The sequence below is a fragment of the Paenibacillus piscarius genome, assembly GCF_022234545.1.
Classification (GTDB): domain Bacteria; phylum Bacillota; class Bacilli; order Paenibacillales; family Paenibacillaceae; genus Paenibacillus_AQ; species Paenibacillus_AQ piscarius.
Genome location: NZ_JAIEUI010000012.1, coordinates 88,925 through 105,285 on the forward strand (window position 1 = coordinate 88,925; position 16,361 = coordinate 105,285).

Annotated in this window: 7 protein-coding genes; 2 read left to right on the plus strand and 5 right to left on the minus strand. The window is 55.5% G+C overall.

Going from position 1 to position 16,361, the window contains the following annotated elements; translation table 11 throughout:
- Positions 1-7: 7 nt before the first annotated feature.
- Both K1558_RS19135 and K1558_RS19140 read right to left on the minus strand, forming a co-directional pair.
- On the minus strand, positions 8-868 hold the full coding sequence (locus tag K1558_RS19135; RefSeq protein ID WP_238653253.1) for an AraC family transcriptional regulator: 861 nt from the start codon (positions 866-868) through the stop codon (positions 8-10).
- A gap of 143 nt (positions 869-1,011) precedes the next feature.
- The gene (locus tag K1558_RS19140; RefSeq protein ID WP_238653254.1) at positions 1,012-2,697 is read right to left on the minus strand and encodes a glycoside hydrolase family 13 protein; all 1,686 of its coding nucleotides are present in this window, start codon (positions 2,695-2,697) and stop codon (positions 1,012-1,014) included.
- 63 nt (positions 2,698-2,760) lie between these two features.
- On the opposite strand from K1558_RS19140, the gene K1558_RS19145 reads away from it, so the two are divergent.
- Positions 2,761-3,453: an HAD family hydrolase gene (locus K1558_RS19145; protein ID WP_238653348.1), complete on the plus strand. Its 693-nt coding sequence runs from the start codon at positions 2,761-2,763 to the stop codon at positions 3,451-3,453.
- 5 nt (positions 3,454-3,458) lie between these two features.
- Here the strand turns inward: K1558_RS19145 and K1558_RS19150 are convergent, their stop codons facing one another.
- The 3 genes from K1558_RS19150 to K1558_RS19160 form a co-directional block, all read right to left on the minus strand.
- Positions 3,459-5,777 (minus strand): glycoside hydrolase family 65 protein, encoded by a 2,319-nt coding sequence (locus K1558_RS19150; protein WP_238653255.1) that lies wholly within the window; start codon positions 5,775-5,777, stop codon positions 3,459-3,461.
- 580 nt (positions 5,778-6,357) lie between these two features.
- Positions 6,358-7,020 (minus strand): beta-phosphoglucomutase, encoded by a 663-nt coding sequence (gene pgmB, locus K1558_RS19155; RefSeq protein ID WP_238653256.1) that lies wholly within the window; start codon positions 7,018-7,020, stop codon positions 6,358-6,360.
- A gap of 170 nt (positions 7,021-7,190) precedes the next feature.
- Positions 7,191-8,225: a LacI family DNA-binding transcriptional regulator gene (locus K1558_RS19160; RefSeq protein WP_238653257.1), complete on the minus strand. Its 1,035-nt coding sequence runs from the start codon at positions 8,223-8,225 to the stop codon at positions 7,191-7,193.
- A gap of 440 nt (positions 8,226-8,665) precedes the next feature.
- Between K1558_RS19160 and K1558_RS19165 the strand changes: the two genes are divergently transcribed.
- Positions 8,666-16,345, plus strand: a complete 7,680-nt coding sequence (locus K1558_RS19165; RefSeq protein ID WP_238653258.1) for a pullulanase — start codon at positions 8,666-8,668, stop codon at positions 16,343-16,345.
- Positions 16,346-16,361 lie beyond the last annotated feature (16 nt).

A 16,361-nucleotide genomic window follows, 5' to 3' on the forward strand; every position in this document is an offset into this window, starting at 1 on the left:
TTGCAGCTTATTTCTTCATTACCGGAATCCATACTTCACACACATAATCCTCAGAGGTCGTATCGCCGGGCGGGTATACCTCAATCTCAGGCCCGCCGGTATGCTCATAGCCGGTTCCCGGGAACCATTCCTGATAGATCCGCTGCCAGACTCCTTGAATCGCATGCGGCAAAGCACCCTCGGACCGGAAGACCGCCCAGCTGGCGGCCGGAACGACTGCCGTCTCATACCCCTGAGCATCCGTCTCCGGCGTTCCTTCCACACCGATCCAATAGGACAGCATTTCCTTCTCCATATCCATACACATACAGATGCCAAGCCACTCGCGGGAGGTTGACAGCTCAATCAGCTTATCGGAAGTGCCGTCCCCGTTGCATTCGTCCCAGAACTGCGGGATTCTGCGAAGGTTCTCCCCGTCACGGGTGGTTACCTCCATTGATTTGCCGATAACGGTAAAAGCCGGTTTATCTACGATTTTGTAGTCCATGTCCTGATCTCCCTTCAATGATAGGTGGAATGAGATGCGGGGGAAGGCTTTGAGCTGGACGCCGGACTTACGCGCTTCCGAAGGGGTAATTCCATGCGCCTTGCGGAACGCCTTGGCGAAGGACTCCGGCGATTCATATCCGTATTTCAGCGCCACATCCAGTACACGGACCTTGGACACGGCCAGCTCCTGGGCGGCCAGTGTCAATCTGCGTTTGCGGATATAGTCGGCCACGGTGAAGCCGGTCAGCATACTGAACATGCGCTGGAAGTGGAACGGTGAGACATAAGCTACCTCAGCCACATCCTCAATGCGCAGCGTTTCAGTCATTTTCAGCTCCATATAGTCCAGCGCATTCTTCATATGAATCAGCCATTCCAAGCTCCCCATCTCCTTCTGAAATCATCCTATCACACAATCGAACATATGTTCCTGTTATTCTCTGCTCATGAGTGACAGGTTTCGTCCTGTGTTTCATCCACCTATGATGTCATATTCGAAGGGATTTGTCAGCCGTTGTTATGCTACCCGATCCGGCAGACTCTGGCCTCGTAAGGGCGGAGCGTACTGCGATCCATGGCTGCAGGCTCCTCCGGGTAATTGCCGATAATCGTTCCGGTGACGGCATTCAGCTCCTCCGTTAGTCCGATCGTCTGCGGGGTATCACTGAAGTTAAGCAGGATCAGCCACTTTTCACCCTCCAGGGTGCGGGTATAGGCATAGATATATTCATGCTCCGGCAGCAGCAGCTCATAATCGCCATAGACCATAATCAGATGCTGCTTGCGCAGCCGAATTAACTGCTGATAATAGTAAAAGACCGAGTCCGGATCAGCCAGCGCCTGCTCCACATTAATCTCGGTGTAACGCGGGTTGAGCTTCAGCCATGGGGTTCCGGTCGTGAAGCCGGCATTGCTGGAGCCGTCCCACTGCATCGGCGTGCGGGCATTGTCACGGCCTTTGGTATGAATCGCCTGCAGAATGGTGTCGTGGTCTGCGCCGCCTTCGGTCACCTTTTCCCGGTACATATTGAGAATCTCAATATCCTTATAGTCTTCAAGCAGAGGGAATTTCACATTGGTCATGCCGATTTCCTCGCCCTGATAGATGTATGGCGTGCCTTTGAGCGTGTGCAGCAGGGTAGCCAGCATTTTGGCCGATTGGACGCGGTATTTGCCGTCATCTCCGAACCGGGAGACCATCCGGGGCTGATCATGGTTGTTAAGATAGAGGCTGTTCCAGCCCTTGTCTGCAAGCCCTACCTGCCATTTATGCAAAATATCCCGCAGCCCCTTCAGCGTCCACGGCACCACATTCCATTTGCCGCCCGGGCCGGAGTCCACGTCCATATGCTCGAACTGGAACACCATCTGCAGCTCATGGCGGTCTTCGTCTGTGTAAAGAATGGCGTCCTCGACCGTGGCTCCTGGCGTCTCCCCGACAGTCATTACGTCATATTTGGAGAGCACCTCACGGTTCATCTCCTGCAGATATTCATGGACCCGGGGGCCGTTCATGTAGTACTCTCCGCCGCCCGCCAGCTCTCCCGGGGCCAGATCCTCATGCTGGACCGAAGGCAGGCCCTCCACCTTGGAGATCAGGTTGATCACATCCATCCGCAGACCGTCCACGCCCTTGTCGAGCCAGAAGGTTATCATCTTATAGAGGGCTTCCCGCAGCTTCGGGTTCTCCCAGTTCAGGTCCGGCTGCTTGCGCGAGAACAGGTGGAGATAATATTCGCCCGTAGCCTCATCCCGCTCCCAGGCCGGGCCGCTGAAGATGGAGCTCCAATTGTTCGGCAGTGCGCCATCCGGTCCGCCCGGACGCCAGATGTAATAATCGCGGTAAGGATTATCCTTGGAGGAACGGGATTCCGCGAACCAGGCATGCTCGTCCGAGGAATGGTTGATCACAAGGTCCATCATCAGCTTCATGCCGCGTCCATGCAGTCCGGCGAGCAGCTCCTCCCAGTCCTGCAGCGTGCCGAATTCATCCATAATATCCTCGTAGTCGCTGATGTCGTAACCATTGTCATCATTCGGCGATTTGTAGACTGGCGACAGCCAGACAACAGTAACGCCCAGCTTCTGCAGATAGTCCAGCCGGGAGAGGATGCCCTGCAGGTCGCCGATACCGTCTCCGTTGCTGTCCTGGAAGCTGCGCGGGTAGATCTGATAGACGACGGCTTCTTTCCAAAAGGCTCTTTTCATTGGGGGACGCTCCTTCTATGGTATATTAATTTTAGTAGGTTATAAGAAAAGGAAGTGATTGAGCTGGCAATCCAAGCGGTTCTTTTTGATCTGGATGGAACACTGCTGGACCGGGATATCTCTCTGTTACAGTTTGTCCAAGACCAATACCGGCGTTACCCGGAGCTTCAGACCGTTGATCATGAGCTGTTTGTGCAGCGCTTTATTGAGCTTGATAATCACGGTTACCTATGGAAGGACAAAGTCTATCAACAGCTCATACAAGAGCTCTCTATTCGGAATATAGACTGGAACGTGCTACTCGATGATTACTTATACAACTTCCAGCAACACTGTACAGGTTACCCGAATTTGTTAACTATGCTGACTGAGTTGAAGAGTCATGGGCTGAAAATTGCATTAATCTCCAACGGCTATGGCCAATTCCAGTATGATAATTTCAAGGCCTTGAACATCGGGCATTTATTCGATGAGGTGCTCATTTCCGAATGGGAGGGACTCCGTAAACCGGATCAGGCCATCTTCCATCGCGCATTGACCCGGCTGGGTGTAGCCGCAGAGAATGCTGTCTATGTTGGTGATCATCCGGATAACGATATTCGTGCTAGCCGCGAAGCCGGGATGAAAGCGGTCTGGAAAAGAAATGATCAATTTGCCACGGTAGCCGAAGCAGATGCGGTCATTGATGATCTGGCAGAATTAATAGATCTCTTATTAGAAAAAAGCCCCGAAGAAGCCAAATATCTTCGGAGCTGATAAGCTTACACCGTAACAGAAACCCCTGCGGCGCTGACGGTGCCCAGTCCATTCACCGTATACTCCTTGCCGTGAATGGTCAGGGCGGCCGGAACCTCGGTTTCATTGCTGACGGTAACCTGGGCATCGGTCACGGTGACCTTCAGGCGGGAGCCGCGGAACATGATTTTGAACGAATAAGAGGTCCAGTGTCCCGGGTTGGAAGGGTTCAGCACGAGCCGGTCATTCAGCACACGCAGTCCGCCGAAGCCATGGACAACGGACATCCACGTGCCCGCCATGCTGGTGGTATGGCAGCCGTCCTCCGTGTCGTTATTGTAATTGTCGAGATCCAGGCGCGAGGTCCGCAGGTACATCTCGTACGCCTTCTCCTTGTAGCCCAGCTCACAGGCCAGAATGGCATGGATGCAAGGGGAGAGGGAGGACTCATGCACGGTAATCGGCTCGTAGAAGTCGAAGTTGCGCTTCTTGGTCTCCAGATCATAGCGGTCGCCCAGGAAGTAGAGTCCCTGCAGCACATCCGCCTGCTTGATGAAGCAGGAGCGCAGAATCCGGTCCCACGACCATTTCTGGTTCAGCGGCAGATTCTCCGGGGACACATCCTTGACCTGGATAATCTCCTTGTCGAGGAAGCCGTCCTGCTGCAGGAAAATGCCGCGTTCCTCGTCCGCCGGGTAGTACATTTTGCCGATAATCTCATTCCACTGTGCCGTTTCGGTCTCCAGCAGCTCCAGCTTGTCGGCCAGCTCCGCATAACGTGAAGGCTCCTGCTCCTGCAGATAAGCCAGCGCCTCCAGCGTGTACTCCATCGTCCAGGCGGCGATGCGGTTCGTGTACCAGTTGTTGTTGACGTTATTCTCATATTCATTCGGGCCGGTGACGCCGAGCATGACGTATTTGTCCTTATGGGCCACGTAGTGCACACGCTCCTCCCAGAAGCGGGAGATCTCTACCAGCACCTCCAGGCCGTATTGGCCGAGATACGCCTTGTCGCCGGTATAATTGACATAGTTGTAGATCGCATAAGCAATCGCGCCGTTACGGTGGATTTCCTCAAAAGTAATCTCCCACTCGTTGTGGCATTCCTCGCCGTTCATCGTCACCATCGGGTAGAGCGCGCCTTTGCGGTAGCCGAGCTTGCGGGCGTTCTCCTTGGCCTTCTCCAGATGCTTGTAGCGGTAGATCAGCAGATTGCGGGCAATCGATGCGTCTGCCGTGCTGAGATAGAACGGCACACAATAAGCTTCCGTATCCCAGTAGGTGCTGCCGCCGTATTTTTCCCCGGTGAAGCCCTTAGGTCCGATGTTGAGCCGGTCGTCCTCGCCCGTATACGTCTGATTCAGCTGAAAAATATTGAACCGGATCGCCTGCTGCGCCGACACATCGCCCTCAATAATAATGTCGCTTTCCTTCCACTTGTCGCCCCAAGCTGCTGCCTGCTCAGCCAGTAGCGCCACGAAGCCAGCTTCCTGTGCACTTTGAAGTGCCGTATGGGCGGCATCCACTAGCTGGCCCAGACCGTAATTGCGCGAGGTCACATTGGCGGCATACTTATAAATAACCAGCTGGCCGCCGGATGCTACCGGAACCGTCACTTTACTGCCGACATACTTCTCTTGCTCCAGCACTTCGGCTTCAGCGGTAACCGGCTCGCCATTCAGCAGAATATCGAAGGCAAAGGCCGAGGTGACATGGAAATCCAGCTTCTTGGTCTTCAGCGTCAGATGCCCGCCCGCCGGTCCGGCCTTTTTCTCCACCTCGTTCCAGAATTTCTCGTCATAGTTGGAATCCTTGTTCTTGACGTCCCCGTCCAGGTAAGGGGTAATGGTAATCAAGCCGGAGAAGTTCAGCGGCATCAGGGAATAACGGATCGCTCCGATCTCATGGCGGGCCATGCTGACGATGCGGATGCTCTCGACCTTCAATTCTTTGCCCTCCTGGGTGGTTGCGGTGAAGCTGCGGGAGAGGGTGCCTTCCTTCATATTGAGTACCCGGCGGAATTCGCTGACCGTGCACTCGGCCAGATCCAGCGGCGTCCCGTCCAGCTCAATGTTGATGCCGATCCAGTTGGTGCTGTTCAGCACTTTGGCAAAATACTCGGGATAGCCGTTCTTCCACCAGCCGACCCGTGTCTTGTCAGGATAGTAGACCCCGGCCATGTAGCTGCCCTGCAGGCTATGTCCGCTGTATTGCTCCTCGAAGTTGGCGCGGCCGCCCATGTATCCGTTCCCGATGCTGAAGATGCTCTCGGAAATCTCCTGGGTCTGCGGATCGAATGACTCTTCGATGATGGACCATTCGTCAATTTTTAAGTATTGTTTCATTGTTTTGGCTCCTTTAAGGGGGATATAAAATGAACCGCGTGCCTCAGTCTTGCCGGTACGTGCAGGCCGCTCCGAATGCGAAAGGATGTTACGATCGCTGTTGTCTCCAGATGCCATTATTCAAGCTATATGGTAAGCATCCGGAGACAAAGGCGAACGCTGGCGCTTCTTCACATTCCTTTCGCTTTCTCCGCTGATCACGTGCCTGTTGGATAACGCACACAGTTCTTTTACTGAGAGTAGGGCAGAAATAAGTGCATCTCGCTCGCATGTATGCTTGCTGCCGGCGCGTGGCGGGACGCAGATGCTTAGAGTAAGCTGTATTCGGTACATTTAAACTTGGCGATTAGATGTGTTTGAGAGCTATAACTGTAATCTGTACAACTAAATTTGTCCTAAAAGGTCATATCAACTTAAAAGTAATAACATAATTGTACAAAGTACAACTAAACGGATAATCGGGAGCTAAATTGGCAATATAGTTGTACAAAGTGCAGTAAGGCTGGCCGGTGAACTGGAGGCGTCGCTCAAACGGAAAGTCTCGCGGCTCCTCTACGGTATGTCTCCTGTTTACTATTCGTCAGACAGAGGCAAAGAATTCCTGCAATGCGGATACACTGAGCTGCTTCAGGGAAGGGACGACGAGCGTCGCTTCGCCAAGCGTCCCGGGCGAGCCGATACCGACACTGCGCATACCGGCGCGGGAAGCAGCCAGGATACCGGCGGCGGCATCCTCGAAGACGACGCAGTGTGCGGGGGCCGTATCCAGTGCCTGCGCTCCGAGCAGGAAGACCTCAGGGTCCGGCTTGGCAGCACTGGTATGTGTGCCGTCGATGATGGCATCGAAGTAGGGCGTGAGGCCGGTGTTATCCAGGATGGTCATCGCATTCTTGCTGGCAGAGCCGAGCGCCACCTTGATGCCCTGCGCCCGGCATTCCTTCAGGAAGTCCAGGGCGCCCGGCAGGATCTCCGAGCTGTCCATCTTGGCGATATACTCGACATAGCGGCTATTCTTCTGCTCCGCCAGCCGGGCTTTCTCCTCTTCGTCCAGCTCGATGCCGCCGATCTCCAGCAGAATATTCAGCGACGCGGCCCGGCTGACGCCCTTAAGCCGTTCATTATCCTGCTCAGTGAAGTCAAATCCCAGCGATTCGGCCAGCTCTTTCCAGGCGATATAATGATAGCGGGCCGTGTCCACGAGAACGCCATCCAGATCGAACAGGCAGGCTTTTATTTCAGACATGGTTGTTCCTCCTACAAAGTAATAGTGAATCAATATATGTGGACATCGCCTCAGAGGGGCGGAATTCCTGCAGCTTATACAGCCTACTGAACATTAGCGCAAACGTTTGAACAAATTGCGAAAAAATAAATGAAGCACCGTAAGCTTCATTCATCTTTCCTGTTCCTGTCTTATTTCCCCGGGGAATACATCGAGGACTCGCGGACGATCAGGCGGTGGGGGATAACAAAACGGTTCGTATATCCGTCCTGGTTCTCCGGCTTCTGAATACTCTGAATCAGTACCTGCGATGCGGTGTAGCCCAGATGATAAATCCCGATATCAATGCTGCTGATCGGGGGACTGGACAATTCGGACAGCGGGATGTTGTTGAAGCTGACAATCGCCAGATCCTCCGGCACCTTGTACTTCAGCTCATTCAGCCCGCGTAATACGCCGAAGGAGACCATATCATCCACTGCAACAAGCGCGGTTGGCCGGTTCGGGAGATTCATGAAGAAGGACATGGCCCGGTATCCGCTGTCCTGCAGGAATTCGCCTTCGACAATCCATTCCTCGCGCATCTCCAGACCCTTGCTCTGCATCGCCTTGCGGTAACCCTCCAGACGGTCGCGCGATACGATCAGGTTCGGCGGTCCGCTGACGAAGCCGATGCGCTCATGTCCCATCGCAATGAGATGGTTCGTCGCATCAAAGGCCGCCATGACATTATCGTTATCCACCGAGAGGATATCCTCATAACGGTCGCTTCGTCCTACCAGCACAAACGGATAATCACCTGCCTGGAGAAAATCAATGACCGCATCGTCCTTACGTGAGTATAGCAGAATTACACCGTCTACCCGGCGTCCCTTGAGCAGGCGGGAGACCGCTTCCAGCTCCTCCTTCTCATTGGCGCCCGAGCTGATCAGCACATCGTAGCCGGAGCGGCTGGACTGGGTGACGATCCCGCGGATCAGTTCCATGAAGAACAGGTTAGAGAACAGCTCCTCTGCAGGCTTCGGAAGAATGATGCAGATGCTGTTCGTTGTTTTGGAAACCAGACTCTTGGCCATCATGTTCGGGGTGTAGCCCATTTCTTCCATAATCAATTTGACCTTGCGGGAAGTTTCCAAGCTGATTCTGGGATGGCCTGACAACACCCTGGACACCGTGGAGGGCGAGACCCCCGCTTTTCTGGCTACGTCCTTAATGGTAACTGTCATAGAAACCTCCTAATGGAACCGTTTGCTTTACACAGTAATATTAATCGAAGTGCTGATGATTGTAAATAGAGAAACCCTGAACAAGGCATAATTCCGGCGAAAACCAGGCTATCTTCCCTAGAGGCTGGCGTTAGGGCGGCAGCGGGCTGCGTATAAGAATGTGCGCAAATTTGTGCAATTTTTAAAGTAATGGTGTGCAAATCAAGCAAATGGCGGGCTTCACAGTCCTCTTAAAATAGTTGTTGACAGTTGCTTTTCTGATGACTTAGTATGTTAACGAATTGTAGCAAGCGTTTACAAAAGCTGATTTCATGCAGAATTCCGAATATGTGACCGTTCAGGTCCACAAGGGAAGTTCTTTGATGGCATTTTTGCAAACGTTTGCGCAAATTGTAGCCTGGTTGAAATATCATTAACACTAATGGGGGGGATTAACGAACATGAGATTTGCTGTGCGGGTTAAGAAAATATTTACCGTCCTGATGGTTCTTGCTCTCATCGGCTCCGGCCTCGGCGTCGGTCCGGCCAGAGTAAGCGCTGCGGCGGTGAAGGCGGTACTTGTAGGCGATCTGCAGACGAAGTTCGCCGGGCTGGACCCGGCGGAGACGAAGGATTGGAACGAGACCTCGACGGTAACGGAGATGACTTATAAGGGAGCAGGCTTGTACATATTCACGGGCACACTGCCCAAGGGAACGTATGAATACAAGATAGCTCTTAACGATAGCTGGACCGAGAGCTATGGCTCAGGTAACTATACGAATCCTGCCGGCGGGGATGCCGGGGGGAATATCCGGATTTCCTTAGCGGAGGAGACCCGTGTAACCTTTTATTATAATGACCTGACTAAGGCTATCGCGGATTCGACGTATTATTCCCCGGTAGCCCCGGAGCGCCTGCCGCGGGTCATCGGCAATCTGCAGACGGCGCTGGGCGATCCGGCTGACCACTCTCCGGCGGAGGCAGGGACGCTGCTTCATGATGCAGATCTGGACGGAGTGTACGAGCAGACTGCGCTGCTGCCTGAGGGTGAATATACCTATCAGATTTATCTTCCGGGTGCAGAATCTTCCGAAGGAACAGCTTATCCGGAAACTGCCCGGGAGCTCAAGCTGCCTGCGAAGCTTCCGGTAACGTTCCAATATAACGCAGCGGATCATAGTGTCTCAGCAATGTACAATGCTCCTGGCGGTCCGGGTGAGGTGCAGCCGGTTCCGGCGGGGCACCTGCGGGTTCATTACCAGCGTGCGGACGGCAATTATGCCGATCTGGGCTTGTGGACCTGGGGCGATGTCGCTTCCCCATCTGCGAATTGGCCGAAGGGTGCGGTTCCCTTCCCGGCGGGACAGGCGGATGCCTACGGCGCTTATGTCGATCTGCCCGTTAAAGAAGGAGCTAAATCAGTCTCTTTCCTGGTGGTTAACCGCATCAGCGGCGTCAAGGAGATGGAGAACGGGGATAAGACCTTCCTGATCGGCACACCAGAGACCAATGAGGTCTGGATCAAGGAAGGCTCCAATCTGACGACACCTTACGAGCCTGTCTCACTCCCGGAGAATACGGTGCGGATTCACTATTCGCGTGCGGATAATAATGAGAGCCAGTACGGCCTGTGGCTGTGGGATGATGTAGCCTCCCCGTCCGAAGGCTGGCCTAAGGGAGCGACTCCGTTTGCACCAGAGCATAAGGATGCTTATGGAGCTTACGCCGACATCCCGCTCAAGGAGAACGCCAAGGCGATCAGCTTTATCGTCATGAAGCCTGCTAACGGTGACAAGGACGGTCCGGCGGGCAATGAGAATAAAAGCTTTGCTTTTCTGGACCGCTACAATCAGCTATGGGTGAAGGAGAACGATCCGAACGTCTACACCTCCCCGTTCGGCGAGACGCCGGTCGGCCTGTTGTCTGCGGAGGTGCTGTCTGCCAGCAAGCTGGTGCTGGGCTTCACCATGACGGACGGGCTGGACCCGGCTGCGCTGAAGAGCGCCATTTCCGTGAAGGACGCGGAAGGGACGGCCATTCCGGTCACGGCAGTGACGATTACGGGTGCAGGCACTCTGGAGGTGGCTACCGGTGCTTTTGACCTGGGCAAGATTCCGCTCAGTGTAACTTACGCCGGCAAAACGGTATCCGCTTCCACCGGCTGGAGAATGCTCGATGAGATGTACAATTACACCGGCGATGATCTGGGTGCCACGTACCATCAGGAGGATCATTCGGCAACGCTGAAGCTGTGGGCGCCGAAGGCAAGCTCAGTGACTGCTGTGGTGTACGATGCAGCGGATGCTGACCGCACGGTTGGCCGTGTGGAGCTGACCCTTGGAGAGAAGGGGGTCTGGTCGGCCCGGCTGAGCGCCGCTGATCTCGCAGGTGCACCCGGTGACGGGGATGTGAGAGGCTTCTACTACCAGTATGAGGTCACGAATGATTCGGTTACCCGGCAGGTGCTTGATCCTTATGCCAAGTCGATGGCCGTGTTCACTGTGAATACAGCAGGGGAAGCAGGTGCTGGCGGCGATACGGTCGGTAAGGCGGCCATTGTTGATCTCAGCACAACGAATCCGCCAGATTTCAAGGCGGCTGATATTCCCGGCTATGAGGAGCGCGAGGATGCGGTGATCTATGAGGCCCATATCCGGGACTTCACCTCTGACCCTGCGATTCAGTCCAGTCTGGGCGGGGAGCGTTGGGGGTCTTATGCCGCTTTTGCGAAGAAGCTGGATTATATCAAGTCCCTTGGAGTGACCCATATTCAGCTGCTGCCGGTCATGGCCTGGTATTACGGGGATGAGACGCGGATGGATGAGCGGGAGCTGGATTACTCGGCCCAGGGCAATGAATACAACTGGGGGTATGATCCGCACAGCTATTTCTCCCCGGATGGGGCATATTCCCAGCGTCCGGCTGACCCCGAGGCGCGGATCAGAGAGCTGAAGGGCCTGATCGACGCGGTGCATGAGGCCGGAATGGGCGTTATTCTTGACGTGGTCTACACCCATATGGCCAAGAAGGAATTGCTGAACGATATTGTGCCCGGGTATTATGCCTTCCAGGACGCGCACGGCAACTTCATCGGCGGCTTCGGCAACAACCTGGCAACCAGCCACAAGATGGCTGAGAAGCTGATGGTGGATTCCGTGAAGTACTGGTTCGGGGAGTATAAAATCGACGGGATGCGCTGGGACATGATGGGCGACGCGACGGCAGATTCAGTCCAGGCGGCTTATGACGCTGCGGCGGCCATCAATCCGAAGGCTCTGTTCATCGGCGAAGGCTGGATTACCTTCGGGGGAGATGCCGGTGAGCCTGAGCTTAAGGGGCAGGGGGCCGACCAGAAGTGGATGGACAAAACGGACAGCGTCGGCGTGTTCTCCGACGAATTCCGCAATGAGCTGAAATCGGGCTTCGGCTCGGAGGGAGAGCCGCGCTTCATTACCGGCGGCGCGCGCGAGCTGAACACGATCCTGAACAATATCAAGGCCCAGCCCTCCAATGTTCCGGCGGATGATCCGGGTGATATGGTGCCTTATATTGAGGCGCATGACAATCTGACACTTCACGATGTGATTGCCTTAACGCTCCGTAAGAATCCGCAGATTGCGGAGAATGAGCTGGAGATCCAGCAGCGGATCAGGCTCGGCAATCTGCTGCTGCTGACCTCGCAGGGCACGGCCTTCCTCCATGCCGGACAGGAATACGGGCGCACGAAGCAGTGGATGGCGGCAGGGGTTCCCGAGCAGAAATATACCGAGGTCCGGGATGCCGGGGACCAGTCGGTCAGTTATTTCATCCACGATTCCTACGATTCGTCGGATAGCGTCAATCAGTTCGACTGGGCCGCAGCAACGGATGCAGTGAAGCATCCGGTGCAGAATGAGACCAGAGCCTATACGGCGGGACTGATTCAGCTCCGGAAATCGACCAACGCCTTCCGGCTGGGCGATAAAGGGCTGGTGGATGCCAACGTCAAGCTGGTCCAGGCCCCGGAAATGAAGGCGCAGGATCTGGTGATCGGCTATTCAAGTAAGGCTACGGATGGAACGGGGATCTATTATGTTTTCATGAATGGCGACAGTAAGGCCAGAACGCTGACCTTACCGGAGGATCTGTCCGGGGCAGAGGTTGTGGCTGACAGTGACCAGGCTGGTACGGCGGCGATTGCTCCGGTAGAGCAGAGCGGCTTCCGCCTGAGCGCTGAAGCAATTACACTCGATCCGCTTACCTCGGTGATCCTGCGCAAGGAGGCAGCGGCAGCTGTATTGACCAAGCTTGCCGCTGACAAATCGGCCTATTCGCTTCAGGCAGGCGGCACGCATCAGGCCGCAGTTACCGCCACCTACGATGACGGGGCTTCAAGCAATGTGACCGCCAAGGCGCAGTATGTATCGGATAAGCCGGAGATTGTCACGGTTACCGGCAAAGGACTGATCAAGGGACTGAAGGCGGGTACCGCTAATGTAACGATTACGTATGGCGGCTTGTCCGTACAAGTCACGGTTGAAGTCGCAGCGAAGCCAGCGGACAATAAACGGTATGTGCAGTTCACCTACACCCGTCCGGACAAGGACTACAAGGATTGGAGCGTATGGCTCTGGTATACCGGGGCTGTTGACGGTGAGGTCAAGCTGCCTGAGCCGGAAGAGGGTTCCGCAAGCTCCAGCGTGCTGATCGAGGTGGGTAAGGAGGCCACGCGGGTAGGCTTCGTGCTGATTAAGGGTCTGGACTGGTCGGTGAACAAACAGGATATTGCGGAGGACCGCTATATCGATTTGGCACCGGGTGAGCTTTTCACCAAAGTCTATGTCACCAGCATGGTTCAGAAGCTTGACGTTATGCCGGCGGTCCGTGGTCCGCTCCTGCAAGGAGAAGCTGTAACGTTCCTCTACCGGGATGACGAGCTGTTCCGCAGCGGGGATATGTCTGCCATTACGGAGATGAAGGTGAAGGTGAACGGAACCGAATATCCGATGATGTATGACCCGGCCAAGGAGTGGTTCAGCTACCGGCTGGAAGGACTTCAGGAGGGCGAGTATAAATATAGCTTCCTGGTGACCCGGGATGGCGTAACCCGCGAGCTGACGGACCCGCACAATACGGTGGACGGCGAATCGGTGGTCCGCTACCACAAGCCGGAGGTGCAGATTACAGCAGAAGTCAGCCCGCCTGCGGTGAACTTCAATGAGAACGCTGTGATTACGGTAAAAGCAGCCTCTGCTGAGGAAGTGTCCTACACGGATGCTTATCTGGATCTTACAGAGCTGGGCGGACCTTCCAAGGTCAAGCTTGATACCGGACTGATGCAGCAGACCGTGCCGGTGAAGCAGGATGTAACGGCGGGACGCAAGAGCATTCCGGTGGTCCTGGTGGACCAGTACGGCAATGCGCACCGGCAGACGGCTGAGATAGAGGTTAAGGCGAGAACCTACAGCGGTGCCAAGACGGATTTTGACTGGGATGAGGCGCGGATCTACTTCGCACTGACCGACCGCTTCAAGGACGGCGACCCTGAGAACAATGAGAATGTGGACACGACCCATCCTGAAGCCTACCACGGCGGCGATTTCAGAGGGATGATCGACAATCTGGATTACCTGCAGGAGCTGGGCATTAATACACTCTGGATTACGCCGGTTGTCGATAATATCGATTTCAACCAGGGGGCCAGCTTCGGCGGCAAGCAGTATGCCTATCACGGGTATTGGGCCAAGGATTTCACGAAGCTTGATGAGCATCTGGGCGACATGGACACCTTCAAGGAGCTGATTGACAAGGCGCATGACCGGGGCATCAAAATCATGGTTGATATCGTGCTCAATCATACCGGCTACGGGCTGAAGGAGAGCGACGAGCAGCCTGGAGTGACGGCCGGGGATAAGGCGCGCTTCGCAGGAATGCTGCGCACAGACGGAGTACAGGCAGACAAGGATGTCATCAAAGGCGAGCTGAGCGGGCTGCCGGACTTCCGCACCGAAGATCCTGCGGTCCGCGAGAAGCTGATCGCCTGGCAGACCGGCTGGCTGGACAATGCGCGGACAGAACGCGGAGATACGATTGACTACTTCCGGGTAGATACGGTGAAGCATGTGGAGGATACAACCTGGAAAGCGTTCAAGAACGCGCTGACCACGATCGATCCGGGCTTCAAGCTGGTGGGCGAATACTTTGGCGGAACCGCCGATAATGACGGCGGAACGCTGGAGAGCGGCCAGATGGACGGGCTGCTGGACTTCGGCTTCAAGGAACAGGCGAAGCGGTTCACCGGCGGGTCCATTACCGCTGTCGATGCCTATCTCCAGGAGCGTGAAGCGAAGATCAGCAACACCCGCATGATGGCGCAGTTCCTGAGCAGCCACGATGAGGACGGGTTCCTGTCCGAGTATGTGGACGGGGACAAGGGCAAGCTCAAGGTGGCCGCTGCCCTGCAGATTACAGCCAAGGGCCAGCCTGTCATCTATTACGGCGAGGAGCTGGGCCGTTCAGGCAAGAATGCAGGCAATATGGCCGAGGGCGAATTCAGCGGGAACCGCGGCGATATGCCATGGGATCAGCTGGACGCGGAACAGGAGCTTCACGATCATTACAAGAAGCTGCTGAACATCCGTGCGGAATACTCGGACGTGTATGCCAGAGGAACCCGCAGCTGGCTGGCGGGAACCGATGAATCCGGGTATCTGGCCTTTAACAAGCAATACGGCCAAACCAATATTGTGACAATTATCAACAGCAAGGCGGAAGGGCAGAAGGTGGAGATTCCTGTTCCGTATGCTCCTCTGTCAGCCGTGACGGATGAATACAGCGGCAAGGAGTACGCGGTGTCTGCTGCCGGGAAGGTCGTCATTGATCTGCCGGGCAGAGATGATGGCGGGACAGTCATTCTGGCGGTGAAGTCTGAGGTGGTAGTTCCGACGCCAACACCAACGCCAGTGCCGACAGAGATGCCGGCAGCAACGCCGGCGCCGGGTGGAGAAACCGGTGGAACTCCGGCAGTTACTCCGGTTCCAAGCGCTGCAGTCGTTCCGGTCGATATCCAGGAGATTACTGAGGCACAGCTCAAGGCTGCCACGGATGGCCGGGTGGAGCTGCGTCTGGAGCCGGGTAAAACAGCGGTGCTGCTGCCCCTCCAGGCAGGCAGCTTACTGGGCATGAATGAACTGATTATTCACTCGGCGGGGCTGTCAGTTACGCTCCCGGGTGCGGTGCTTAACGCCATGGTTAAGGAGGCAGACGCTGGAAGTGCGCGAATCCTGCTGGAGCTTCGTCCGCTTGGCCAGGATGCAGTGCAGGAAGCAGTGCGTGGTCTGAGTAAGGAGAATAGGACAGTAACTGCGGCGTCAGGAATCTATGAGCTTAAGCTGCAACTGGTCAAGCAGGACGGCACACGTCTGCCGGTTAGCTCATTCAAGCAGCCGGTAACCTTAATGATGAAGCCTGCAGGCCAGCCGGTGAAGGATTGGACAGGTATGTTCGGTTTGGGATACAGCGGTGAGCTGCAGTATATGGGAGGAGCAGTCCAGGCGGACGGTTCCTACACAGCAGCAGCTGTGCAACCCGGCAGGTATGCCGTGCTTGAGGTGCATACTGTATTCAAGGATGTGCCGGCTGCCCACTGGGCTTCTGCCGCAGTTACCTCGCTGGCTGCGAAGCAAGTCGTTCCCGGAGTGAGTGCTGCCGCCTTTGAACCGGCGCGGATGGTGACGCGTGCAGAATTCACGGCACTGCTGATGCGGGCGCTCGGGCAGTCTGGTGAAGGGCAAACCCCGTTCACCGATGTCCGGCCTGGTGCATGGTATGCCCAATACGTGCAGGCAGCCGCAAGCCTGGGCATTGTCCAGGGGCGCAGCAGCAGCCTCTTTGCACCGGATGCGGCCATCAGCCGGGAGGAGATGGCGGTTATGGCCGTCCGCGCCCTGGAGTTCAAGCAGGGCAAGAAGCTGGTCTCCGCCGGATATCCAGCAGTGTTCGCAGATGTTTCCGGCATGGGCGAATGGGCGAAGCCTTATGTTGATGCCGCCGCTGCATTGAAGCTCGTAGCAGGCAGAGAACCGGGCCGGTTTGTTCCGCAGGGACAGCTTACCCGTGCAGAGAGCGCACAGGTGATCTATAATCTGCTCAGTCAGTAAATCTGCGCATGTAATC